At 37.1% G+C, this 25,046-nt stretch carries 19 protein-coding genes and 8 pseudogenes; 9 read left to right on the forward strand and 18 right to left on the reverse strand.

The genetic code is table 11. From position 1 onward, the window contains the following. Positions 1 to 97: 97 nt before the first annotated feature. From ACLKMH_RS00350 to ACLKMH_RS00370, 5 genes and pseudogenes are all read right to left on the reverse strand, one after another. Positions 98 to 1,192: an ABC transporter ATP-binding protein gene (locus ACLKMH_RS00350; protein WP_413700399.1), complete on the reverse strand. Its 1,095-nt coding sequence runs from the start codon at positions 1,190 to 1,192 to the stop codon at positions 98 to 100. Further along, positions 1,189 to 1,647 (reverse strand): ABC transporter permease, encoded by a 459-nt coding sequence (locus ACLKMH_RS00355; protein ID WP_413700400.1) that lies wholly within the window; start codon positions 1,645 to 1,647, stop codon positions 1,189 to 1,191. Before ACLKMH_RS00355 ends, ACLKMH_RS00350 begins: the two co-directional genes overlap by 4 nt. Beyond that, a complete protein-coding gene (locus tag ACLKMH_RS00360) occupies positions 1,644 to 1,982 on the reverse strand; it encodes an ABC transporter permease (RefSeq protein WP_413700401.1) in 339 nt (112 codons plus the stop codon). The genes ACLKMH_RS00355 and ACLKMH_RS00360 overlap by 4 nt, the downstream gene beginning before the upstream one ends. 49 nt (positions 1,983 to 2,031) lie before the next feature. Then, a pseudogene (cpsG, locus tag ACLKMH_RS00365) lies at positions 2,032 to 3,414 on the reverse strand (phosphomannomutase CpsG). 12 nt (positions 3,415 to 3,426) lie between these two features. Then, a pseudogene (locus ACLKMH_RS00370) lies at positions 3,427 to 4,814 on the reverse strand (mannose-1-phosphate guanylyltransferase/mannose-6-phosphate isomerase). A gap of 465 nt (positions 4,815 to 5,279) precedes the next feature. Here ACLKMH_RS00370 and ACLKMH_RS00375 point away from each other — a divergent pair. Both ACLKMH_RS00375 and ACLKMH_RS00380 read left to right on the forward strand, forming a co-directional pair. Continuing rightward, positions 5,280 to 5,774: a hypothetical protein gene (locus ACLKMH_RS00375; protein WP_413700402.1), complete on the forward strand. Its 495-nt coding sequence runs from the start codon at positions 5,280 to 5,282 to the stop codon at positions 5,772 to 5,774. Then, complete coding sequence (locus ACLKMH_RS00380; protein ID WP_413700403.1) at positions 5,744 to 6,112, forward strand: rhomboid family intramembrane serine protease; 369 nt, start codon at positions 5,744 to 5,746, stop codon at positions 6,110 to 6,112. The genes ACLKMH_RS00375 and ACLKMH_RS00380 overlap by 31 nt, the downstream gene beginning before the upstream one ends. A gap of 48 nt (positions 6,113 to 6,160) precedes the next feature. On the opposite strand, the gene ACLKMH_RS00385 is transcribed toward ACLKMH_RS00380, so the two are convergent. Next, entirely contained in the window at positions 6,161 to 6,580 is a 420-nt protein-coding gene (locus ACLKMH_RS00385; RefSeq protein WP_413700404.1) for a flagellar basal body-associated FliL family protein, read from the reverse strand. A gap of 76 nt (positions 6,581 to 6,656) precedes the next feature. Here ACLKMH_RS00385 and ACLKMH_RS00390 point away from each other — a divergent pair, with 76 nt between their 5' ends. Continuing rightward, on the forward strand, positions 6,657 to 7,226 hold the full coding sequence (locus tag ACLKMH_RS00390; protein WP_413700405.1) for a chorismate--pyruvate lyase family protein: 570 nt from the start codon (positions 6,657 to 6,659) through the stop codon (positions 7,224 to 7,226). Next, on the forward strand, positions 7,219 to 8,073 hold the full coding sequence (ubiA, locus tag ACLKMH_RS00395; RefSeq protein ID WP_413700406.1) for a 4-hydroxybenzoate octaprenyltransferase: 855 nt from the start codon (positions 7,219 to 7,221) through the stop codon (positions 8,071 to 8,073). The genes ACLKMH_RS00390 and ubiA overlap by 8 nt, the downstream gene beginning before the upstream one ends. A 74-nt stretch (positions 8,074 to 8,147) precedes the next feature. Here ubiA and ACLKMH_RS00400 read toward each other — a convergent pair. From ACLKMH_RS00400 to ACLKMH_RS00440, 9 genes and pseudogenes are all read right to left on the reverse strand, one after another. Next, positions 8,148 to 9,603: pseudogene (locus ACLKMH_RS00400) on the reverse strand (dihydrolipoyl dehydrogenase). A 135-nt stretch (positions 9,604 to 9,738) separates the two neighbouring features. Next, positions 9,739 to 10,470, reverse strand: coding sequence for a glutathione peroxidase (locus tag ACLKMH_RS00405; protein WP_413700407.1), 732 nt, complete (start codon positions 10,468 to 10,470; stop codon positions 9,739 to 9,741). 288 nt (positions 10,471 to 10,758) lie between these two features. Next, positions 10,759 to 12,767: pseudogene (rep, locus tag ACLKMH_RS00410) on the reverse strand (DNA helicase Rep). 119 nt (positions 12,768 to 12,886) lie between these two features. Beyond that, positions 12,887 to 14,338 carry a sodium:proton antiporter NhaD gene (gene nhaD, locus ACLKMH_RS00415; RefSeq protein WP_413700408.1) on the reverse strand — a complete coding sequence of 484 codons (1,452 nt, stop codon included), beginning with the start codon at positions 14,336 to 14,338 and terminating at the stop codon, positions 12,887 to 12,889. 134 nt (positions 14,339 to 14,472) lie between these two features. After that, complete coding sequence (cobC, locus tag ACLKMH_RS00420; RefSeq protein ID WP_413700409.1) at positions 14,473 to 15,090, reverse strand: alpha-ribazole phosphatase family protein; 618 nt, start codon at positions 15,088 to 15,090, stop codon at positions 14,473 to 14,475. Next, a complete protein-coding gene (locus tag ACLKMH_RS00425; RefSeq protein ID WP_413700410.1) occupies positions 15,090 to 15,875 on the reverse strand; it encodes an adenosylcobinamide-GDP ribazoletransferase in 786 nt (261 codons plus the stop codon). Before ACLKMH_RS00425 ends, cobC begins: the two co-directional genes overlap by 1 nt. 16 nt (positions 15,876 to 15,891) lie before the next feature. Then, on the reverse strand, positions 15,892 to 16,158 hold the full coding sequence (locus ACLKMH_RS00430) for a nicotinate-nucleotide--dimethylbenzimidazole phosphoribosyltransferase (protein WP_413700411.1): 267 nt from the start codon (positions 16,156 to 16,158) through the stop codon (positions 15,892 to 15,894). Between the two features lie 23 nt (positions 16,159 to 16,181). Continuing rightward, positions 16,182 to 16,388 carry a nicotinate-nucleotide--dimethylbenzimidazole phosphoribosyltransferase gene (locus ACLKMH_RS00435; RefSeq protein WP_413700412.1) on the reverse strand — a complete coding sequence of 69 codons (207 nt, stop codon included), beginning with the start codon at positions 16,386 to 16,388 and terminating at the stop codon, positions 16,182 to 16,184. Beyond that, the gene (locus ACLKMH_RS00440; protein WP_413700413.1) at positions 16,330 to 16,944 is read right to left on the reverse strand and encodes a nicotinate-nucleotide--dimethylbenzimidazole phosphoribosyltransferase; all 615 of its coding nucleotides are present in this window, start codon (positions 16,942 to 16,944) and stop codon (positions 16,330 to 16,332) included. Before ACLKMH_RS00440 ends, ACLKMH_RS00435 begins: the two co-directional genes overlap by 59 nt. 246 nt (positions 16,945 to 17,190) lie before the next feature. Here ACLKMH_RS00440 and ACLKMH_RS00445 point away from each other — a divergent pair, with 246 nt between their 5' ends. The 3 genes and pseudogenes from ACLKMH_RS00445 to srmB all read left to right on the forward strand — a co-directional run bounded on the left by ACLKMH_RS00445 (position 17,191) and on the right by srmB (position 20,200). Further along, positions 17,191 to 18,321 (forward strand): DUF3369 domain-containing protein, encoded by a 1,131-nt coding sequence (locus ACLKMH_RS00445; protein ID WP_413700414.1) that lies wholly within the window; start codon positions 17,191 to 17,193, stop codon positions 18,319 to 18,321. Between the two features lie 26 nt (positions 18,322 to 18,347). Further along, a complete protein-coding gene (locus tag ACLKMH_RS00450; protein WP_413700415.1) occupies positions 18,348 to 18,722 on the forward strand; it encodes an HD-GYP domain-containing protein in 375 nt (124 codons plus the stop codon). Between the two features lie 118 nt (positions 18,723 to 18,840). Then, positions 18,841 to 20,200: pseudogene (srmB, locus tag ACLKMH_RS00455) on the forward strand (ATP-dependent RNA helicase SrmB). 72 nt (positions 20,201 to 20,272) lie between these two features. On the opposite strand, the pseudogene yaaA reads toward srmB, so the two are convergent. From yaaA to ACLKMH_RS00470, 3 genes and pseudogenes are all read right to left on the reverse strand, one after another. Further along, positions 20,273 to 21,045: pseudogene (yaaA, locus tag ACLKMH_RS00460) on the reverse strand (peroxide stress protein YaaA). Positions 21,046 to 21,130: 85 nt separating this feature from the next. Then, a pseudogene (locus ACLKMH_RS00465) lies at positions 21,131 to 22,247 on the reverse strand (PilT/PilU family type 4a pilus ATPase). Between the two features lie 49 nt (positions 22,248 to 22,296). Beyond that, on the reverse strand, positions 22,297 to 23,331 hold the full coding sequence (locus tag ACLKMH_RS00470) for a type IV pilus twitching motility protein PilT (protein WP_413700416.1): 1,035 nt from the start codon (positions 23,329 to 23,331) through the stop codon (positions 22,297 to 22,299). 19 nt (positions 23,332 to 23,350) lie between these two features. Between ACLKMH_RS00470 and ACLKMH_RS00475 the strand changes: the two genes are divergently transcribed. After that, on the forward strand, positions 23,351 to 24,049 hold the full coding sequence (locus ACLKMH_RS00475; RefSeq protein ID WP_413700417.1) for a YggS family pyridoxal phosphate-dependent enzyme: 699 nt from the start codon (positions 23,351 to 23,353) through the stop codon (positions 24,047 to 24,049). 153 nt (positions 24,050 to 24,202) lie between these two features. After that, a pseudogene (proC, locus tag ACLKMH_RS00480) lies at positions 24,203 to 25,030 on the forward strand (pyrroline-5-carboxylate reductase). Positions 25,031 to 25,046: the final 16 nt, after the last annotated feature.

Here is a 25,046-nt window from a genome sequence, read left to right on the forward strand (position 1 = left end):
CCAAGCTGAACCAACAAACTCACATTTTGATGAATTTATAACATTAAAAATCAACGCTTGATCTCGCCATTCATAATTGGCCGATAAATGTGTCTCATCAGCATGAGCAGACTACAGAAATAGAGTACGATCCAATACCCAAGTTCATATGAAATGAAAACATTAACTCATAACTACTGCCCTTCTGAACATTTTTTATTATCTCGTTATGATGATGGGTATTAGTCCCAAATATCGCTTGCCCGAGTCTATCTTTTATCATATAGCCTATCGCTAGATTAGGTATATCTGCATGAATTTTAATTAAAACTTTGAGTGAGACAGTTTCACCTACGGCAATGTATTCGATTGGTTCATTTTTTTCATTAAGTAACTGAACACTTTGAATAGTAACCTCTCCTGTACCAGAAGTTGTTTCCACTTTGCCATTCTTTTTCACTATTTGCTTGACAGTACTATTTTCTTTTTCTGCGATTAATGCATTATAAAAATCCATTACTTCTTCTGGGGCACCATCTTTAATTACAGTGCCTTTTTCAAGTAAAACGGCACGATCACAAATCCCTTGAATTGCCCCTCGATCATGGGAAACAAGCAATAATGTCGTGCCTTGCTTTTGAAACTCTTTAATACGATCTAAACTTTTATGTTGGAAGTACGCATCACCAACAGAGAGAGCTTCATCAACAATTAATATTTCCGGGCGATATGCCGTTACAACACCAAAAGCAACACGCATTTGCATACCACTTGAGTAATTACGCACCGGTTGATCAAAGTACTCTCCAATCTCAGCAAAGTTTTCAAGCTCATCGATAACTGCATCTATTTGCTCATGAGTAAACCCCATTAAACCAGCTGAATGATAAACATTTTGACGGCCAGTTAAATCAGGCTGAAACCCCATTCCTAACTCTAAAATAGCGGAAATACGCCCATTAATATGGATTGTTCCACTCGAAGGCTTTAAAGTGCCATTGATGAGTTTTAATAAAGTACTTTTACCAGCTCCGTTTTGGCCAACAATACCCACTGCTTCTCCAGCGGCCACTGAGAAATGTACATTTCTTAAGATATGTTGTTCTTTAGCAGGCTTAATATTTAAGCCAAACCACGAGGCAATTCGTGAAAACTCGGATCCGTACTCTTTAAATGACTTACTTAAGCTTTTAACTTCTAAAACATTCCTCATAATACATCCGCCATCTCTTCACTTGCTTTTTTAAACAGAGTCATCGATAACAATAAACTGACGAATCCAAATATGCTTGGATACGCAAGTAAACTAAGGTCAGGTGCTCTGTTATAAAGTAATACATCATGAAATCCCATAGTGACTCCTACTATTGGATTAAACATCATCGTTGCATGATATTCTTCAGGTACAATAGACATCATGTAAACAATCGGGGTTAGCCAAAACCAAAACTGTAAGACAATATTAATGACCTGGCCAACATCTCGAATGAATACATTTAATACGCCAAAAAACAAACCAATGCCCACTGCTAACCCTAGTGTTATCAAGACTAATAGAGGGATCCAGTGCAATGCATTTAATGGAAGGTGGCCTAAAAAACCAAACACTACAAACATGGTAATAAACAGTAAGGTAAAGTTAACTAAGCCACTCCCAACAATGATCAATGGCAATGCCAGCTTAGGAAAAGACATTTTTTTAATAAATTACCATTATCAATAAAAACAGTTAAACAACGCCCTAAAACCTCTGAAAATAAAGTCCAGCCGACCACCCCCGCAAGAATATAAATAGGGTAAGCATATTCAGTGCTAACATTCGGTAATTTAGCCACCATGATTTGAGATAAAATAAGTGCATAAACCAGCACTTGAGCTAGTGGATGCAATATCATCCATAAACCACCGAACTTGCTCCTAGCAAAACGAGAGCGAAGCTCTGTTTTCACCGATGAAAGTATAAAGTAGCGGTACGCCCATAAAGGAAGAAGTAATTGTTTCATTTAAATGATGCCTTAAAAAAGTTAATGCAGTAAACGCTATTACGTCATGTTATTCACATAAAAGGTTTAAAATAGCTTTCGTTTTTTCTTCCATTAAAATAACGTCAGCACGAGACTCTACATTTAGTCGAACAACTGGCTCAGTATTAGATGAACGTAAATTAAAACGCCACTCACTGAACTCTAATGAAATGCCATCTGTTTCATCTACCAACAAAGCATCTTTTTCATAAAAAGATCTGACTCGTTGGATAGCATCTTGTGGATTATTTAATTTGTTATTAATTTCACCAGAGGAAGGGTATGCTTCAATACGAGCTTTAACCATTTCAGAAAGTGTTGCCCCAGATACAGACATCAATTCAGACACTAGTAACCATGGGATCATACCTGAATCACAGTAAGCAAAATCACGAAAATAATGGTGTGCACTCATTTCTCCACCATAAGCGGCGTCTTCTAAGCGCATACGTTCTTTGATAAATGCATGGCCCGTTTTCGACATAACAGGTTTTCCACCAGATTTTTCGACAATATCAATAGTATTCCATGACAAACGAGGGTCATGAATAATTTTAGCGCCGGATTCTTTCTTTAAAAAAGCTTCCGCCAAAAGGCCCACAATATAATATCCCTCGATGAATCCACCTTTTTCATCGAATAAAAAACAACGATCGAAATCACCATCGAAGGCAATCCCCATATCTGCTTTATGCGCTATCACTGCCGCAGTTGTATCGGCACGGCAATCCGGTAATAAAGGATTGGGGATACCATGTGGGAAGTTACCATCTGGTTCGTTATGCACTTTAATCAGCTCTAAGGGGATATTTAAGGCTTTAAATTTATCTTCTAAAGCATCTATTACATGTCCAGCGACACCATTACCAGAGTTCACTACTAACTTTAGAGGTTTAATATTTTCAGGCTGAATATAACCTAATAAGTGTTCGATATAATCACTTAGAATATCAAGCTTTTTATATTCACCTCGTGGAATTGCTACTTCAGCGAATTCATTATCTTCTGCTCGCAATTTGGATTTCTCTTAGCCCTGTATCACCACTAATTGGCTTTGCATCTTCTCTTACCAGTTTCATGCCATTGTAATCCATTGGATTATGGCTCGCGGTAACCTCAACGCCACCACTTACCTTTAGATGAAAAGTGGCAAAGTAAATTTCTTCTGTACCGCTTAAGCCAATATCAAAGACATTAACGCCAGCATCCCTTAAACCATTCGAAAGTGCTTCTTTTAATTCATTACTTGTTAGTCGGACGTCACCACCAACAACAACCGTTTTATTTTTTTATCATCTGTACGTAAAAAATTGCCGTAAGCTCGACCAATTCTATAGGCAATATCGTCATTCAATTCGACACCTAACTTACCGCGGATATCGTATGCTTTAAAACATGTTAATTTACTCATCTAATTACTCTTCTATAGTCTAACAATATCATCAGTTTCAAGATAACTACCTGATTGAACTTCGATTAAAACAAGATCAACTTTCCCTGGGTTTTCGATTTTATGCTTTACACCAATGGGAATGTAAGTTGATTGGTTTTCAGTTAGCAGAAAAGTCTCCTCCCCCTTTGTTACTTTTGCTGTTCCAGAAACAACAACCCAATGTTCAGCTCGATGATAATGCATTTGCACAGACTGTTCTTTTCCAGCTTTAACAGTAATAAGATTTGCTTTATAACGATCCCCTTTATCAATAGCATCAGTAACCCCCAAGGACTGTATGTTTCCCTGTGGTCTTTAAATTCAGTTCTATTTTCTGATTTTAAATGCTCAACGATTTTTTTGACTTCTTGAACTTTTGATTTGTCTGCTACTAATACCGCATCTTTTGTTTCAACAACAATAATATCTTTTAAGCCAACAGCGACAACCAACTTATTTGGAGCATGAATTAAGCGACCTGTTGTTCCATTTAGAATCGTATCACCATGGTATACATTTTGGTTTTCATCTTTTTCAGAAACGTCCCATAGTGCAGACCAAGACCCCACATCACTCCAACCAGCATCCATAGGTACCACAACTGCTTTTTGGGTTTTCTCCATAACAGCATAATCTACAGAATCGTCAGGACACTTCAAAAATTCATTTTTCGAAACCCTTATAAAATCAAGATCTGTTTTACTTTTCTTTGATGCTTTATCACATGCGTCATATATTTCTGGAGATAAACGTTTCAGCTCATCAAGAAATACACTTGCTTTGAACATAAAACAGCCACTATTCCAATAATATTCATTTGACTCTAGATATTGCTGTGCAGTTTCTAAGTTAGGTTTCTCAACAAACCCTTGTACTTTATAGCCTTTATCATTTACTGCTTCACCACGTTGGATATAACCGTAACCAGTTTCTGGTGCAGTAGGCACAATACCAAAGGTAACTAAATCACCTTTGCTAGCAAGGCTTAAAGCTTGAGATATCGAATGCTGAAAAGCGACTTTATTTGCAACTACATGATCAGCGACCAACACCAATAGAATAGGATCAACTCCCTCGGCAATTGCTTCAAGAGCGGCAAGTGCAATTGCTGGTGCTGTATTCCGTCCTGCAGGCTCTAAGATAATTTTTGATTTTTCACCATAGTTGCGAATTTGTTCAGCAACAATGAAGCGATGTTCTTCATTGGAAATAATAATTGGATCCATGACATCTAAGCCGTGGATTCTATCTAAGGTCGATTGAAGCATTGTTAGATCATTTTGACTGTCTAATGCTAAGAATTGCTTTGGAAATTTAGAACGAGATAAAGGCCATAATCGAGAACCGGAACCACCTGCCATTATTACTGGAATAAACATATTCACCTGTCACTTATGTATTTATTTTTAGATACTTCCTAAAAATAATTAGAAATCAATTGGTTTGTATAGTTTAAAATAAAAAAATACATCAAGAATGTAACTACACGCCAAAATTTAGCGCTACATTGTAGCAAAACTATTTTGAGATAAATATAATTAAAACTTGCTCTTTACTTTCATTGAAACTGATGGATGAAAAAATCTACAATAGTCTAAACTCTCTGCTAAAAAGACTTTCAGCTTAAATCAAAATAAGAATTGCTACGCATTTTCAAAAATAATGGCTTATGACCGGCTTAAAAAACTGAAGTATAAAATATTTTTATTGTAGATATTATTTTCCTTCCCTACTAACAAGCCAGCTTGACTCCTCTATCCACAAGCAAAGGTTTCTGTTCAGTGTTATTATTACCTCAGTAAAAACACGACAAACCAAGTGTTATAAAAAATACAGAGGTCAGCATGATCCTTCATCAATTCCAACATTTACGATTAGCTCAGGCTTTTTCTGATTATTTAACCCTGTTAGAAATAGACAACAGCATTGAGTACCAAAAGCCTCACTATCAAATTATTTTAAAATATGAACAGCGACTACAAAAAGCACAGGCCGAACTGCAGTTGTTTTTAAGTGATCCCAACCAAGAAAAATACCTTTCGGCTAGTTGGTCCTCGGGCAATACTCAAACAAACTTAACCGATAACAGCTACCAAAGCTCAAACCTATTGCGTCAATTTATGCAACATGGAGGGCTACTAACACATTCTGTATTTATTTTTTGTATTATTATCTACGCAATGGCGACCTTAGGCTTGTTGCAACCAATTCAATCTGATTTAGCCTTTTTACCAGCCACCCCTTCGATTTTTCACAAAGCTGGCGTTTTATTACCCCTGCTTTTTTACATTTTAGTGCCTTGCATATTGTGTTTAATTTACTGTGGTGGTGGCAATTAGCTGGATTGGTAGAGAAAAAACAAGGTAAACAAAGACTATTAATTCTATTTATTTTTAGTGCTGTTGCCTCTAACCTTGCCCAGTACTTTTTAGTCGGTCCATACTTCGGCGGACTGAGTGGCGTTGTTTACGCTTTAGTTGGTTATTGTTGGCTATTGGGTAAATTAAAAAGTAATAGCAATATTTATTTGGCTGATAGCTATTTCATGTTTTTAATATTTTGGCTGGTATTAGGCTTTATTGATTTGTTACCGATGAATGTAGCAAACTACGCGCACTTGGCGGGATTATTAGCAGGCTTAATGCTTGCATTTTTAACCAATAAACTTAAGCATTAAGATAAGCCGAAAGTATTCGGCTTGTCATTTTATAATTTATGAAAAAGCTTACTGATACAAATATTTAGTAAATAATAGATCGGTAAGTGGTTTTTCACCTGTTTCAGTAAACAATAGGTTATTAACCTCTTCTAAACAACGTTGACGAATGCTATCTCGGTCAGCTGTCGACTTGATTATTTTCTCATTTTGCTGGCCAAGAATAGTGATGATTTTATCTCGAATAAGTGGCTCATGTTTATCTATTAAATCGTATTCACCAGCAGATTTAACCATCAACTCGACAGTGATCCGAACAAAGCCGATCCGTTTTCCTGGCTTAATGTAATTGGTGATAATATCTGGCTCAAGCTGGAAGTATCGATAATCGTTTTGAACAACAGCACTTCCATCAGAAGCTTCCTCCGCCATTAATAACGAAGCATTAAATGATAAACAAAGCACACATAAAAGCGCTCTTTTCAGCATGGTCTTTTCCTTTAACTTATATAATGATGTTACAATAGCAAACAATTGCTTTTTTTCCTGTTTTACAAAGGTTTTCATGCGTAATAATATCTTTCCTAATATCTTACCCTTAGGGGCTTTATCAAGCTGGATATCAGAAACAAAACCGCTTCACTGTCAGCCAAATATCGCTAATTGGCTCTACGATCATAACTCTCTGACAAAAAAACTTGAATCACAATGCAATCATTTTTCAGTTAAAGTAAAACAACAAATTAGCGTTAAGCCAAGTGATATTCTTTCAAATTATTTCTCCCAAGAAGATAAGGTATTAATTCGCGAAGTATTTTTATACTGTGATGAAAAGCCTGTTATTTTCGCCCAAACAGAAATTCCTTTTTCGACCTTAACAGCAGAACAATCACGATTAGCAGAAATCGGCGAACAATCCTTAGGTAAGATTTTATTTCAAGATCCAAGTATGTTGCGTGGACAAATTGAAGTAACAGAATTTCACAAGGACTCTTTATTCCATCAATTAGCTGATGATTTACAACAAAGCACATCGCACTCTTTGTGGGCAAGACGCTCTCTATTTTACCTTGAAAACAAACCACTTTTAGTCAGTGAACTTTTTCTACCTGCTTCTGGTATTTACAATGAATAAACAAAAACTTCAGGCCTACGCTCAATTAATGCGTATCGATAAACCGATAGGCTCGCTTTTATTATTGTGGCCAACATTATGGGCGTTATGGTTAGCGACCAAAGGAATTCCTGAGCTAGATATTTTATTTGTTTTTGTTCTGGGGGTTTTTATTATGCGTAGCGCAGGTTGCGTTATTAATGACTATGCCGATAGAAATGTAGATGGTTTTGTAGAGCGTACCAAACATCGCCCTCTTCCCTCAGGAAGAGCAACTGCCCGTGAAGCAATTATGCTATTTTTGCTCTTATCGATCAGTGCATTTTTGTTAGTTCTCAGCCAAAATTGGTTAACAATTCAACTTTCTTTTGTTGGCCTTGCCTTAGCTTTTTTATACCCTTTTATGAAACGCTTTACTCACTTACCTCAATTTGTTTTAGGCTTAGCATTTAGTTGGGCTATTCCTATGGCTTATGCGGCTCAAGCAAATCAAATAGATAATGTGTTATGGGTATTATTTGTAGTAAATGTATTATGGACCATTGCCTATGACACTATGTATGCCATGGTAGATAAAGATGATGATCTTAAAATCGGAATTAAATCTACTGCAATTTTATTTGGAAAATATGACACGTTAATTATTGGGTTATTACAACTCAGTAGTCTTATATTATTATTATTACTGGGTATTAAAGAACAATTTACAATAATTTATTACCTGGTTTTATTGATTGCTTTGTATTTATTTATTAAACAACAATTAGCAATTAAATCTCGGGATAAGCAAGCTTGCTTTAAAGCATTTCTAGATAATAATTTAGTTGGCTTGACTATTTTTGTCGCACTATTTTTGGCTTATTACTAGATTTTAACCGCCTAAAAGTAAAAGTCATACCTAAAGCATGACTTTTCTGATTTCTAATAATTAATTACTATTATTTAGCAACCTGGTCCACATTCCATACATTGATTGATCATTTCTGTACCTAGTTTCAACTTAGCATTAAGATCTCGTAACGCTGGTTCTCACACCTTCTTCTATTACTGGGTGGTAGAATGGCATATCCAACATTTGCGAAATGGTCATGCGATTTTGATGCGCCCAAGACAATAAGTGTGCAAGATGCTCTGCCTGTGGACCAATCATTTCTGCACCTAATAAGCGTCCAGTTCCGTGCTCTGCATAGATATGTAATAGACCTTTATTTTTTAACATCACGCGGCTACGGCCTTGATCTTCAAAGGAAACAGTACCCGTTTCAAAACAACCACATTCTCCTAATTTCTCAATAACCTGTTTACGACTCAAGCCAACCATTGCAAGTTGAGGGTCAGTAAATACAGCGACTATTGAGCTACGGCGAAGACCTGCACGAATTTGTGGGTATCGACCAGCATTACTACCTGCAATTTTTCCTTGATCGGCGACTTCATGTAAAAGTGGAATTTGATTACTTGCATCACCCGCGATAAATATATTTTCAACTGATGTTTGCATGGTAAACGGGTCTGCAACTGGCACACCACGCGCATCATTTTCAATGCTTATATTCTCAAGACCAAGGTTGTCGACATTTGGACGACGGCCCGTTGCGACTAGCACGTATTCAACCAACTTAACCTGTTCAACACCTTGCTTATCAATATAAGTGATCTGAACTTGGTCATCTTTACGGATCATTTCTGTCACGTTTGCGTCTGCATCTAAATAGAATTCATCAGAAAATGTTTTTTCTGTGTAAGCCATTACTTCAGGGTCAGTGAAGGGGCCCACTTGTCCCCCCATACCAAACATCAATACATCAACACCCAAGCGATGTAATGATTGTCCTAACTCTAGGCCAATCACACCAGGTCCAAAAACAGCAACAGATTTAGGTAAGTCTGTCCAATTAAACAAATCATCATTGATAATTAACTTATCACCTAATTCATTCCAAACACCAGGGTAAGCAGGACGAGAACCAGTTGCAATAACAATACGTTCTGCAGTTACTTGTGTATGATCACCAATGGTCAGGGTATTATTATCAACAAATGTTGCTTTACCCATGATTTTATCCGCCTCGGTAATACCATCGACAGCTTCGACAACAAAACCAACAAAGCGGTCACGCTCATCACGTACACGTTGCATCACTTTTTGTCCATCAACACGCACGTCGCCATCAACAAACACACCGAAAGGAGCGGTATGTTGTGCACTATGTCGTCGCTTCAGCATGCGCAATCAATAATTTACTTGGCATACAACCTACACGAGCACAGGTTGTTCCGAATTGTTCACCTTCAATTAATAACACTGAATCTGTATATTCTTTTGTCTGCTCGGTACGATGCTAAACCCGCTGGTTCCGCCACCTATTACCGCTACATCTACTTTAATCTGTTTCATTATTTATCTCCAATTTAAGGCAATCGCTGATAATTATTTACTCATTTTAATAAATTTATATCTATCAGCACTGAAATTAAGTGAAAAAAAGCGTAGCCTAAACCTGCTACGCCTTAGTTGTATTATATATTGTAATTATTTAGCTAGGTAAGCTGTTACAGCTTCGCTATCACCAATGTATTCACCACCAACAAACAATTGTGGCACAGTTGTTTTACCTGTAATTGCACGTAAACTTACTGTTGTTGCGTCTGTACCTAATACAATTTCTTCAAAACGAATTTTATGTTCTTTTAATGCTTCTTTTGCTTTTGCACAGAATGGACAGCCTGGTTTAGTGAATAAGCTCACTGCTTCTGGTGCTTTAGCATTTGGGTTAACATAGTTAAGCATTGTGTCAGCATCTGAAACTTCAAACGGGTCGCCAGGTTGGTTTGGCTCGATGAACATTTTATCGATAACACCGTCTTTAACTAACATGCTGTAACGCCATGTACGCTTGCCAAATCCTAAGTCAGCTTTATCAACTAACATGCCCATACCTTCTGCGAATTCGCCGTTACCATCTGGAATGACAGTGATGTTTTCTGCTTCTTGATCTGCAAGCCATGCATTCATAACAAAAGTATCATTTACGCTGATACATACGATTTCATCAACACCATTTTCTTTTAGTACATCAGCCAGTTCGTTGTAACGAGGTAAGTGAGTAGAAGAACAAGTTGGAGTGAAAGCACCTGGTAATGCGAAAACGGCAACTGTTTTACCTTTAAATAATTCATCTGTTGTTACGTTTACCCATTGATCATTTTGACGAGTTGGGAAAGTAACTGTTGGTACGTTTTGGCCTTCGATATTATTTAACATATTGTGCTCCATTTTTTAAAAAGTAATATAAATTAATAAGTTTGTAATTTGTTAGAAACAATCTTTGTTTCGATGGAATGATTATCTAGAAAAACATTTAAAAGGTAAAATCGTTTAAAATTATAAAACCAATAGCTATTTACTATCCAAATTTTACTGTTACTTTATCAGCATATAAATACACCTCAAAGTGAGTATGATTATGACTTATCTTAGAGTCATAATCAGGTATTTAGTTCAAAAAATCCTACAAAAAAATTAAAGAAATAAAAGCATAACTCATTCATCTTAATCAAATAATGCTTTTAAACTTGCAACTCCTTTATCCGCAACTGCTTTTTTCTGTTCTTCTGTTTTTTTACGAGCACCGCTTTCCCAATCAAGGTCTCCCTGTGGTAATTCTAAGAGAAAACGGCTTGGCGTCGGATTAATTGTTTCACCGTATTGATTTCGCTCTTTAGCGAGAATAAAGGTTAGTTCTTTCTGTGCTCGAGTAATACCAACATAAGCAAGACGTCGCTCTTCCTCAACATTATCTTCATCGATGCTTACTTGGTGAGGCAAAATACCTTCCTCCATACCAATTAAATAAACATAGGGAAACTCTAGTCCTTTAGATGCATGTAATGTCATTAATTGTACTTGGTCTAATTCTTCATCTTCTTCATTACGCGATAACATATCACGCAGAGTCAATCGAGCGACAACTTCTTCTAATGTCATAGGTTCATCAAGCGAATCCCCTTTTAGCATTTCAGTTACCCATTTAAATAACATTGAAACATTCTTCATCTGCATTTCAGCGACTTTAGGACTTGGACTACTTTCGTACAGCCAATCCTCATAACCAATATCTCGAATTAAATCTCGTACTACTTCAATCGGTTCTTCACGCTTTAAACGATCATTTAATTCCACCAGCCATCGTGTAAATGCTTGCAGAGTTTGTAACCCTTTACCTTTTAGTGTTTGTTCTAATCCCATTTCAAAACTAGTCGCAAACATGCTGATATGGCGTAAGTTAGCGTAGTTACCTAATTTCTCTCGACTTACGGAACCGATACCACGGGGCGGTTTATTAACTACACGAATAAAGGCATTTTCATCATCGTGATTTACCAATAGTTTCAGGTAAGCCATAATGTCTTTTACTTCTGAACGAGCAAAGAAAGAGGTGCCACCACTGATTTTATAGGGAATACGATTTTCCATCATGGCTTTTTCAAGTAACCGGCTTTGATGATTGCCACGATATAACACTGCATAGTCTTTAAATGCACAACCATTCATAAACTTATGGCCAGAGATTTCCATTACCACACGATCCGCTTCGTGTTTCTCATTTTTCGCCGTTAATACTTTTAAAGATTCACCGTAGGCAAGTTCACTAAATAAACGTTTATCAAATTCATGAGGGTTATTAGCAATTAATATATTTGCTGATTTTAATATACGTTGGCTAGAACGGTAGTTTTGCTCTAATTTAATGACCTTTAATTGTGGAAAGTCGCTCTGTAACATACTCAGGTTTTCAGGGCGCGCACCACGCCAGGAATAAATAGATTGGTCATCATCGCCAACCACAGTAAAACGAGCACGTTCGCCTACTAAAGCTTTAATCAATTCATATTGACTGGTATTAGTATCCTGGTACTCATCAACCAATAGGTAACGAATTTTTTCTGCCAACGACTTCTGACCTCTTCCTTATGAGAAAGCAAAAGCGTTGGAAGAACAATAAGATCATCAAAATCTAAAGCGTTATAAGCTTTTAATTGGCGTTGATAGAGATCGTAACTATGGGCAAAAATAACATCTCTTTCACCCTTTGCTTGTTTAATTGCTTGAGGCGGTAAAATAAGCGCATTTTTCCAATTAGAAATTTGCGTGACTAGGGCTTTTAAGAGGTCGGTATCTTCTTTTAATTGTTTCTCGGTTAATTCTTTTAACAAAGCAAAACTATCTTGGTCATCAAAAAGAGTAAATCCAGCTTTCATACCTAAGGTCTTTACTTCTCTTTTAATAATATCTAATCCCAGAGAATGGAAAGTTGATACCATCAAACCGCGTGCCTCTTTACGCCCTAGTGTTTGACTGACACGTTCCTTCATTTCACGGGCGGCTTTATTAGTAAAGGTAACCGCGACGATATTTTTAGCTAAGTAATCACAATTTTGTACTAAGTGAGCGATTTTATTAGTGATAACACGGGTTTTACCACTACCCGCACCAGCAAGTACTAAACAGGGACCGGATATCATTTTAACGGCGACATCTTGCCCAGGATTGAGTTTCATTAGTCGTCCAAAGGAATAATAATTTTGAGAGTGTAAAACAAAAACGCGAGACAGACAAAAGTCATATCTCGCGTTTTAATTGTTTTTTAACCCCTAAAGACAAGGGTTAAAATAGAAAATTAGTGAGTAAATAAGTCTGCATTGACTAGTAGATGAGCATAAATACTTGCAACATAACCTAAGGCTATCACAGGCATCCATTTCATGTGTGCACCAAAGGTGTATATACCTCGAGCTTGTCCCATTAATGCAACACCGGCGACCGAACCGATTGATAACATACTACCGCCTACACCCGCTGTCAGGGTAACTAATAACCATTGACCTTCACTCATTACTGGCTCCATGCTTAAAACTGCAAACATAACCGGAATATTATCTACAATAGCAGAAAGCACACCAACTAAAATATTTGCCCAAGTTATAAACGCAGGATCAGCATACATAGCATGGGAAACCATACTTAAATAACCAATGAAGCCAAGTCCGCCGACACAAACAACCACACCATAGAAGAATAACAATGTATCCCATTCTGCCTTAGCAACCTTACCGAAAATATCAAAGGGAGCACCATCACCTAGATTGCGTAAGCGTTCGTGCTCTTTGATATCTTTAGTACGCGCAATAGGCGCATTATAATGTTTTTTATGGGTTTTACGTAAATAAAAGGCAAAGAATTGAAGACAGCCTAGACCTGTCATCATGCCTAGTACTGGAGGCATACCTAAGAAAGAATGACCCATTACCGCAAAGAAAATAGTTAATAAGAACAGACCAACAATACGCATCGCCCCTGGTTTCATATGAACAACTTCGCCATCTCCTTTCGCAATTTCAGTGGAAATATAAAAATTCATAATAATCGCAGGTACCAAGAAATTAACCGCAGATGGTATCAACAATTGGAAAAAGTCAGCAAATGGCACCATACCTTTCTGCCAAACCATCAGGGTTGTAATATCACCAAACGGGCTAAAAGCACCACCAGCATTAGTCGCAACAACAATATTAATACAGGCAATAGCAACAAACTTATGATTAGAACCACCTACTTTCATAACAATTGCACACATTAATAGTGCTGTCGTTAAATTATCCGCAATGGGTGAAATAAAGAAGGCTAAAATACCCGTTAGCCAGAAAATATTACGTAGAGTGAAACCTTTATTAACCATCCAAGCGCGAAGTGCATCAAATAATTTTCGCTCTTCCATCGCATTGATATAAGTCATTGCGACTAATAAGAAAAAGAATAACTCAGCGTATTCTAATAGATTATGACGGAAGGTCGCTTCAGCATCATGACTCATGCCATGTTGTGAATAATAAAAACCAATCATTGCCCAAATACAACCCGCGACTACTAAAACGGGTTTAGATTTACGTAAATGGATAACATCTTCTAGCATCACTAGGCAGTAAGCGATACCAAAAATCAATAGAGTCGCATAGCCAATTCCGTGTGACGTTAAATCAATTGTCTCACCACTACTTGCCCATAATGTCGATGAGAAAAACACAGAAAAAAATGCCAGCAACGCACTGACTAGTTTATATTTTTGTAACATTTAACCCTTCCCTAACGCGTTATTAAGATAAATTTCGCGCGATACTAACACAGGGAAAGAATGAAAAACAGCGTTAAACCAAGGGCAACATGGTTACTGATCACTTATTAGAAAAGACATTTGCTTATCAATATTTATTCCACTAGAGGGATATTAATATCATAGCAATCAAGTTCATTATCTTTAAATGAACAGCATGAAATAGAAGGCTTATCAAGACTGATATTAAGAGATTGGTCAAAAGTTAAGGCTAATATATTAGCCAGCAAGGTACGAATAACGCCAGCATGTGCAACAACTACAATGACCGTTTTCTTCCTTTGTAAAGAGTGACTAGTAGGTTGTAATCCTGAGTATGCGACTAACACTCGCTGGGTAAATTCCCTGGGAGATTCGCCATTAGGAAATTTGAAATGTAAGCGGTTATTATTCCATTTATCAATTTCAATACGAGGAATATCATCCCACTTCATTCCTTCCCAATCACCAAAATTTATCTCTTTTAAAGATGCAAGGTAACGAACAGCTAACCCATTTTTTATAACTGCCAGATCCTCAGCCAACTTTGCACAACGCAATAACGGGCTACTATAAATTGCATCAATACTCTTTGTTTGAAAGAATTTTTTAATTTTTAATAGTTGCTCAGCATAATCTTCATTAACATCACAATCTAATTGCCCATAACAGATCCCAGCATCAATCAAAGGCTCTGTATGACGAAGAAAATAAATATCTAGGTGCTTAGTCATTAAACGAGCAATACAGTCAGAATGATTAAAATAAGTATTTCCAATGATTGTTGTGAGAAACCAAGACAATCACCGGTATAACCTCCTAAAGACCTTTTAAACCATTTACCTAATAATAAAATGGTCACTACAACAAACAACAGCAAGCTCAAAATTGTATTTACAGGCAATAAAAAAATCACGAACAAAATATTTAATGAGGTAAAAAAGAAGTATTTAGCGGGTAATTTTTTAGATAAGGCTTGCACCTTACCATCTTGCTCCAGGCGTACGTAGGGCATACTTTGCATCACACATAAAGTACCGTAGCGGCTTATTGTGTGTGCTATCACTAAACTAAGGCACAGAGTACTCGGTGCTATTTCTGCTAATTCCAATAATAAGTTATATTTAAGTAACAATAATAGAACTAAAGCAATCCCGCCATAACTGCCTATTTGGCTATCCTTCATGATTTTTAAACGCTGTTTGGCGTTATATCCACCACCAAATCCATCACAACAATCAGCAAAACCATCTTCATGTAACGCCCCCGTCAATAATAACGAAACAACTAACATTAAAATAAGACTTATTTGAAGTGACAAAAACAAATGACAAAGATAAAAAAACACACTCATCAAGCAGGCAATTAATACCCCAACGAGAGGAAAATATGCATTAGCTTTATGAAACTCTTTCTCGTTAAAAGTAATATAAGCAGGAATAGGAATTCGCGTAAAATATGAAAGCGCATAAAAAAACAAAGTAACTTGTGACTTTAATCTGCTATTCAACCCACTCATAAAAGAACCATTAAAATTACTCACTTTGCGATACACCAGCATCGGCAAAGGAAGCCATTTCGTTAAAAAAAGTTGCGGCAGAAACAATTAGAGGGAAAGCAACGGCAACACCCGAACCTTCTCCCAAACGTAATCCTAAATCCAATAAAGGTTTAACATTTAAATGATTTAACAACAACTGATGCGCTTGTTCCTTAGATTGATGGCAAAATTGTGTGTAATCTAAAAAATTCTCATTCATTTTACTTGCTTGCAAGCGCAACCACAGAGCAAATAAAACCATCTACCAAAACTAACATTGACAGTTCAAGTCGCTTTTAACATTGCGCCAATCATCATCACAATTTCAAATCCACCTACTTTTTGTATTACCTCTAGAACTGGAGCATTATTTAATTTATGAAAAGCAATCGATTGTTCAACCACCTGCGCTTTGTGTTTTACACCTTGTTCATCAACTCCTGTTCCTCTTCCGCAACAAACCAAACCAGAGAGGCCTAATAGTGATGCCATAATGGCGTACCGCAGAGGTCGTATTAGCAATTCCCATTTCTCCAAAACCGATGACATTACAACCTTCAGCAAATTTAGCCTCTACAATATCCGCACCTTTTTTTAATGCAAGTTGACATTGAACTTCAGTCATTGCCTCCGTTTTTAAGAAGTTATTAGTACCTTTTGCAATCGGATGATTAATAAATTTATTATTTTTAATATTAAAATCACAACTCACGCCTGCATTCACAATATGTAAATCTAATTGATGTTGACTAGCAAAACAGTTAACCGCGACCCCACCTGACAAGAAGTTAAGTACCATTTGCTCTGTAACAGCTTGAGGAAATAAACTCACACCTTCCTCCGCAATGCCATGATCAGCGGCAAAAATATATAAACTAGGCTGATTAATCTCAATAGATAGGCTATGCTGAATATGGGCAATTTTACAAGCAACCTCTTCTAGCATGCCAAGACTGCCTTGAGGTTTTGTTTTCAAGTCAATTATGCTTTGCACATCGCTGATAAATGAAGCTGATAATTTTTTTGCAATAGGTTTAATATCAAACACAATAAGCCCTTTTTAAATCTTTATAGTAATAAATAATAAAACGTCTAAAGTTTTAAATTAGACACGTAAAATAATACAAACAACAATGATGTGAATTTAATCACAAATGGCAATAAAAGCGTATCAACACACTTTTACAATTTAAAGTATAATTATTGATAAACTTGTTTATCTACCAATAGATTTATCAAATATATGATTTTATGCCTATTTTCGATTTTTAAATAACATTTTCGAGACATATTTATGAATGATAATGATCTTCTTTTTATAGAAGATGATGTGACTAACGTGGATGACCCGATTTCACTTCATTTATCACCCTGGAAGGTGTTAATTGTTGATGATGATGAAGAAGTACATGCCGTTACCAAACTTGTCCTTTCAAATTTTGAATGGGATGATACCCCTTTACATTTTCTCAGTGCTTACTCCGCCTATGAAGCAGAGCAATTCTTTATGGAGCACGATGATATTGCAGTTGCACTTATTGACGTTGTTATGGAAACTGACGATGCGGGTTTGCGCCTTATTGATACTATTCGTAATGAACTTAATAACAAAGCAACACGTATCGTTTTGCGTACCGGTCAACCAGGGCAAGCCCCTGAGCGTAAAATAATTCGCGAATATGAAATATCTGATTATAAAAATAAAACAGAATTAAGTGGTATCAAGCTCGACACTTTAATGTGTACGACATTACGTTCATATCAGAACATTGTAAGCCTAAAGAAAAACAAAAGAGGCCTAGAACTTGTTATCGAGTCATCTAGTGTTCTTTTTGATGCTTTAACCTATGAATCATTGATCAACGTTACCGTTAATTACCTTTCTAAACTGGTTGCTCAATGCACAAAGATGCCCGAATATAATTTATCTGCACTGGGTATATACTGTGATAACGATGTTTTTCAATTACTTGAAACACGTGGTGAATTTACATATCTTAAGGGCATTAATGATATTGAAAATCTGCCTGATGCACCTTCTATATTAATCTCACAAAGTATTGCAGAAGATCGTCATATTTATCATGAAAACTCATTTGTTTTAAATATTAAAAGCAGTTCAGAAAAAACCATTATCTTATACTTAAAAGGCCTAGCACCTTTCTTAAGCGAAGATATTTCTCTCATCGATCTGTTTGCCAGTAATACCAAAACCTCCTTCGATAATGAAGAATTGCGCCATGAGCTTGATGAAGGTCAACGAGAAATTGTTTATTTATTAGGTGAAGCCATTGAGCAAAAATCCAAAGAAACGGGTAACCATGTTAGACGTGTTTCTGAAATTTCCCGAATTTTGGCATTAGAACTTGGTTTCAGTGTTGCTGAATCAGAAAAAATAAAATCAGCATCCCCCTTCATGATTTAGGGAAAATAGGTATACCAGACCATATTTTGCATAAACCCGGTTCATTTACTCCTGAAGAGTGGAAAATAATGCAATCACATGTAGAAATTGGTTACGAATTAGTACGTTACTCTAATCAAGACATATTAAAATATGCGACTATTATCAGCCATCAGCATCATGAGAAGTGGGATGGAACAGGTTATCCTAACGGACTTAAAGGTGAAGAAATTAATCTTATAGGCCGTATTGCTTCCCTAGCAGATGTGTTTGATGCATTAGCACACGATCGTTGTTATAAAAAAGCCTGGCCAATGGAAGAAGTAATACAGTTCATATATAACCAAGATGGCAAACATTTTGACCCGAAAGTTGTTCGTCGCATTCAAAAAAATCCAAGATCAAATTATCGCCGTCAATGAACGTTATAAAGACGTGTTTTAATTAAACCTATTTTTAATGTGAAAAAATCCCGATTTATCGGGATTTGTTTTATACTACCCCAAATATTACTTAAGCCCTTATTTTATTGGAAACACCATGTCTTTTGAATCGCTTGAACTTGACCAACACCTTTTAAACGCCCTTTCTAGCATGGGCCATACTCGTCCAACAAGCATTCAAACTCTTGCTATCCCTGTTGCAATGGATGAGCAAGATATTATGGCTAGTGCTCCAACGGGGACAGGTAAAACCTTAGCTTTTTTATTACCAGCCGTACAAAGGTTAATTGACTTCCCTCGCCGTAAAAATGGCTCTGCACGTATTTTAATACTGACACCAACACGTGAGCTTGCAGTACAAATAAGTGAAGTTGCACAAAGCCTTTGTAAAGGCACTGAATTGGTTGTTGGCAATATAATTGGTGGTATTTCCTATCAAGAGCAAGAAGATGTGATCATGTCAAATGTTGACATCGTCATTGCCACCCCAGGACGCCTAATGGAATACATCGAAGCTGAAGCCTTTGATTGCCGTGAAGTAGAAACCCTAGTGCTTGATGAAGCTGACCGCATGCTTGATATGGGTTTTATCGATACCATGGATAGAATTGCCGGTGAAACTCGCTGGCGTAAGCATACTTCCTTATTTTCTGCGACATTAGAAGGAAAAGGATTACGCGAGTTTTCACGCGATATTTTAAATAACCCTGCACAGCTAACTGCTGAAGTGACACGACGTGAAAGTGGTAAAATTTTGCAGTGGGTTCACCTAGCTGATGATGCAGAGCATAAATTAAAATTGCTAGCGACTATATTGCAACAAGAACCCCTTCATGAGCAAGTTCAGAAAATGATTGTGTTTGTTAAAACACGTGAGCGTTTAACTGAGTTAGTATCGCAACTTGCTGAAATGAATATTCGCTGTAACTACCTACGTGGCGAAATGGATCAGGATAAACGTAATGAGTCTTTACGCCAGTTCAAAGAAGGTTCGATCAATATTCTGATTGCAACGGATGTGGTCGCACGTGGTATTGATGTACCGGATATTACTCATGTTATTAATTATGATATGCCACGTAGTGCCGATATTTATGTACACCGCATTGGTCGAACCAGCACGAGGCGGTAAAAAAGGCACGGCGATTTCTTTAATTGAAGCACATGATATCGATATTCTGTCTAAGGTTGAGCGTTATACGGATCAAATCTTAAAACGTCGCGTGATTAAATCATTGCGACCAACTAATAAAGAAGCAAAAGTAAGCCAACGTAAACCTAAAAAGCCAGTTACTAAAAAAGGCAGAGCGCGTGAGCAAGAGTTAAAAGAACAACAAAAAGCCAAACGCCAAAAGAAAAAAGAAGATATAGGTAAGCAACGTCACCGCACTAAAAAGTCAAAGGGCAAACCAAGTTGGGCAGGTAAAGGGCCAAAGAAAGAAACTGAAGAGAATTAAAGCTTAAAGGCTTTAAGCTAGAAGGCAAGAAACATCTAACCTTCTAGCATTCAGCCTTCGAGCCTTGCTGTTTTATTTTTCATCTCGATAAAAGACTAAATCTGTCGCGCTAGAGTCTGCGCTTACAAAGTAGTACCCATCAACATCAAAGCCTTTTAATTGCCCTACTTCTGTGATTTCATTTTCTAAGATATAACGTGCCATTAAACCACGTGCTTTTTTCGCATAAAAGCTAATCACTTTATACTGCCCATTTTTTTGATCTTTAAAAATAGGGGTAATAATGTCACCTTGAAGTGTTTTTTCTTCACTGCTTTAAAGTATTCATTAGAAGCAAGATTAATTAACACAGAATCGCCCTGTGCTTTTAATGCTTTATTAATTTCAACAGTAATCAAATCGCCCCAGAATTGGTATAAGTTATCGCCCCTTTCATTCGCTAATTTAATACCCATTTCCAAACGGTATGCCAACATTAAGTCAAGAGGCTTTAATAAACCATACAAGCCAGAAAGAATGCGCAGATGCTGTTGAGCATAGCTTAAAACTTTAGGCGCTAATGTTTCAGCTTGTAATCCAGTGTAAACATCGCCCTTAAAAGCAAATAAGGCTTGTTTAGCGGTATCAGTTGTTAAAGGTTGTTTCCAATCAGCAAAACGAGCAACATTTAGGCCGGCAATTTTATCACTAACTTTCATTAATGAAGCAATATCCTGCATTGAAAGTGTTTGGCATTGCTTAATAAGCAACTCACTTTCTGACAATAACGATGCCTGTGAATATTCAGTCGTAGGGGCACTCGTTTCAAAATCGAGAGTTTTAGCGGGTGACAGTACAATTAGCATTTTTTTCCTAAAGCGAAAACGCCTCGAAAGGCGTTTATTGAAAGATTAATAAATAGAACTTATCTATCTTTATACTTATGCTGTTTTAATAATCAAGTGTTATATCATCTAGCATATGCCCACCAAACGCCTTACGTCCTTCAGTGGAGTCCAATTTTATCATTAAGCGAACATCATTTGCAGAATCGGCATGTGCAATGGTCTCTGAATAACCAATCACGCCTTGCTCATAGAGATTAAACAATGCTTGGTCAAAGGTTTGCATACCATGATCGGCGGAATTTACCATTATTTCTTTAAGGGTATGAAGTTGCCCTTTACGTATTGCTTCGGCCATTGTCGGTGTATTAAATAGAATCTCAAAGGCGTACCCGTCTTGATTTACCATCAACCGTTGGAATAAGTTGCTGAGCAACCACTGCACGTAGGTTAACAGAAAGATCAAATAAAAACTGACGATGTCTTTCCTTAGGCACTAAATGTAAAATTCTCTCTAATGCTTGGTTGGCATTGTTGGCGTGTAGTGTTGCCATACAAAGATGCCCCGTTTCAGAGAAAACCAATGCAAATTCCATGGTTTCACGAGTACGAATTTCACCGATTAGAATAACATCAGGGGCTTGGCGTAAAGAGTTTTTAAGGGCAGTTTCAAAGGAAGCAGTATCAATGCCAACTTCTCGTTGAGTTACAACACTAGTACCATGTTGATGCACAAATTCAATAGGATCTTCAATGGTTAAGATATGCCCTGAAGCATTTTGATTACGATAACCTATCATAGCCGCTTGTGTGGTCGATTTACCTGATCCAGTTGCACCTACAGATAAGATCAAGCCTCGATGCATCATGCAGGTTTCTTTTAGCTGTGAAGGTAAATTTAACTCTTCAAAGCTAGGGATTTTACCTTCAATACGACGAATAACCATGCCAGGCTCTTCTTTTTGCATAAAAGCACTTAAACGAAAGCGACCTGAACCCACACCATTGATAGCATAGTTTGCTTCTTTGCTTTGCTGAAATTCAATAAATCGAGATTCTCCCATCGCTTCTTTTAGCAAAGCCAACACTTGCTCTTCATCAAGGTTATGCTTAGTCAGCGATTGCAGAGCTCCATGTAATTTCATCGTAGCAGGCAAACCAACAGAAATATAAAGATCTGACGCTTTATGCTCATCGATTTGTGAGAGTAATTTTTGCAACATAATAATTTACCTTATTTTCCTAATACATCTGATTAAGCGTTAATTCAGGTTAAAATGTTTTCGGATCCGCAGACTTTTGCGCCGCATCTGCATGTGAAACTTCACCTCGACTAACAAGGTTACGTAAACATTGATCCAGTGTCTGCATGCCATGTACCATCCCTGTTTGGATCACAGAATACATTTGTGCAATTTTATCTTCACGCACTAAGTTACGGATTGCAGGAATACCAATCATAATTTCATGGGCGACAACTCGTCCACCGCCATTCTTTTTCAACAGCGTTTGTGAAATAACCGCACGTAATGATTCAGATAACATAGAACGCACCATACTTTTTTCTTCAGCCGGAAATACATCTATCACACGGTCTATGGTTTTAGCGACCGAGGTTGTATGCAAAGTACCAAAAACTAAATGCCCCGTTTCAGCCGCGGTTAAGGCTAAACGAATGGTTTCTAAGTCACGTAACTCACCAACAAGAATAACATCGGGATCTTCACGTAACGCACTACGCAATGTCGCATCAAAACTATGGGTATCTTTAAAGACTTCTCGTTGATTAATCAATGACTTTTTAGTCTTATGTACGAATTCTATCGGATCTTCAATAGTTAAGATATGTTCATGACGACTATCATTAATATAATCAATCATGGCCGCTAAAGTTGTTGATTTACCCGAACCCGTTGGTCCCGTCACTAATACTAAGCCACGTGGGTAATCAGAGATTTTTTTGAAAATATCTGGTGCACCTAAATCCTCAAGGGTTAATACTTTACTAGGAATGGTACGAAATACGGCGCCCGCTCCACGCTGTTGATTAAAAGCATTTACACGGAAACGTGCAAGATCTGGAATTTCAAAGGAAAAGTCAGTTTCTAGTTGTTCTTCAAAATCTTTACGTTGTTTGTCATTCATGATGTCATAAATTAAACTATGTACCTCTTTATGCTCTAGTGCAGGTACATTTACCTTACGTACCTCACCATCTACTCGAATCATTGGAGGTACTCCAGCAGAAAGGTGTAGATCTGATGCATTATGCTTTACACTAAAAGCTAATAATTCCGTGATATCCATAATCTAAAATCCTATTAAAATGACTAATATACAAAAACAAATAAATAAAGTTACTCAGAAAATAACTCATGCGACCACGCAAGTACACCGTAATGAGCATGAAATTCAATTATTAGCAGTGAGTAAAACTAAACCCATCCAATTAATTAAAGAAGCATACCTTGCTGGATTACGCCATTTTGGCGAAAACTATGTGCAAGAAAGCGTAGAAAAAATTCAAACAATTAAATTAGATGATGACTTTCAAGATCCTATTGTCTGGTATTTTATCGGACCATTACAATCAAATAAAACACGCCCCGTCGCAGAAAACTTCGACTGGGTACAAAGTGTAGACCGCTTAAAAATCGCACAACGCCTAAATGATCAACGACCAGATCATTTACCCGCACTCAATATTTGTTTGCAGGTTAATATTAGCGGAGAAGCGAGCAAGTCAGGTACTACTTTATCACAAGTAATTGACCTTGCTTCACAAGTTAGTGATCTTCCTCGCTTAAAATTACGTGGAATTATGGCGATACCACAGAAGACAGAAAATCTTCAGCACCTTGAAAAACAATTTGATGAACTCCATAACATTTATCAGAAACTGCAAATCTTATACTCAGAAGTTGATACACTCTCCATGGGAATGAGCGGAGACTTAGAAAGTGCGATAAAATGTGGTAGTACTATGGTACGAATTGGTACCGATATTTTTGGTGCAAGGGATTAATTATCTCTTAACAAAACACAAATACTAGCAACAGTTTTATACACCACACATGCTCAGAGATAAGCAATTTAACAACGTAGTGCGAAAGCAAGACGTTCTGTAAATATGCATTTTTCGACAATGATACATAATTAAATCTAACTAGGGATTAACATGCTACACAAAAAAATTACGTTTATTGGCGCAGGCAACATGGCATCAAGCATTATTAGCGGTTTAGTTTCAGATGGTTATCCGAGTGAAGCCATCTGTGCAAGTGAGCCAAGAACAGAAGCAACCGATAAACTTGTAAAGCAATTTTCCATAAATAGTAGCCAAGATAATATTGAATCAGCACGTTGGGCAGAAGTGATTGTATTAGCTGTGAAGCCACAAATTATGGCAACTGTTTGCCAAGACTTAGCAGATGCAGGTATTGATTTTAGTAATAAACTAGTGCTTTCTATTGCTTGCTGGCGTATCAGTTAGACGTTTACAATCTCTGCTTGGCGAGAATACTCCGGTTATTCGTACCATGCCAAATACACCATCGCTATTACAAAAAGGCATGACAGGTTTATTTGCTTCATCTCAGGTAAATACAGAAAACAAAGACTTTGCAGGACAATTAATGCAAGCAGTTGGTGAAGTACTTTGGGTTGAACAAGAAAACATGATAGATGCTGTTACTGCGACTTCAGGCTCAGGCCCTGCTTATTTCTTCCTATTTATGGAAGCGATGCATAACAAAGCACAAGAAATGGGTTTTACTGATGAAGAAGCAAGAAAACTGGTTCTACAAACCGCACTTGGTAGCGCTGAAATGGTTAAAAATAATCCACAATTGAGCATCGGAAAATTACGTGAAAATGTAACCTCAAAGGGTGGCACAACCGCATGACTGCATTAAATACCTTTAATGATTCAGGCTTACCAGAAATTGTCGCTAAGGCGATGCAAGCGACATCTGACCGTGGTGAAGAAATGGAATCTTTATTTTAATAGAGGGTAAAACAAC

Source organism: Psychromonas sp. KJ10-10, assembly GCF_047323245.1.
Taxonomy (GTDB): domain Bacteria; phylum Pseudomonadota; class Gammaproteobacteria; order Enterobacterales; family Psychromonadaceae; genus Psychromonas.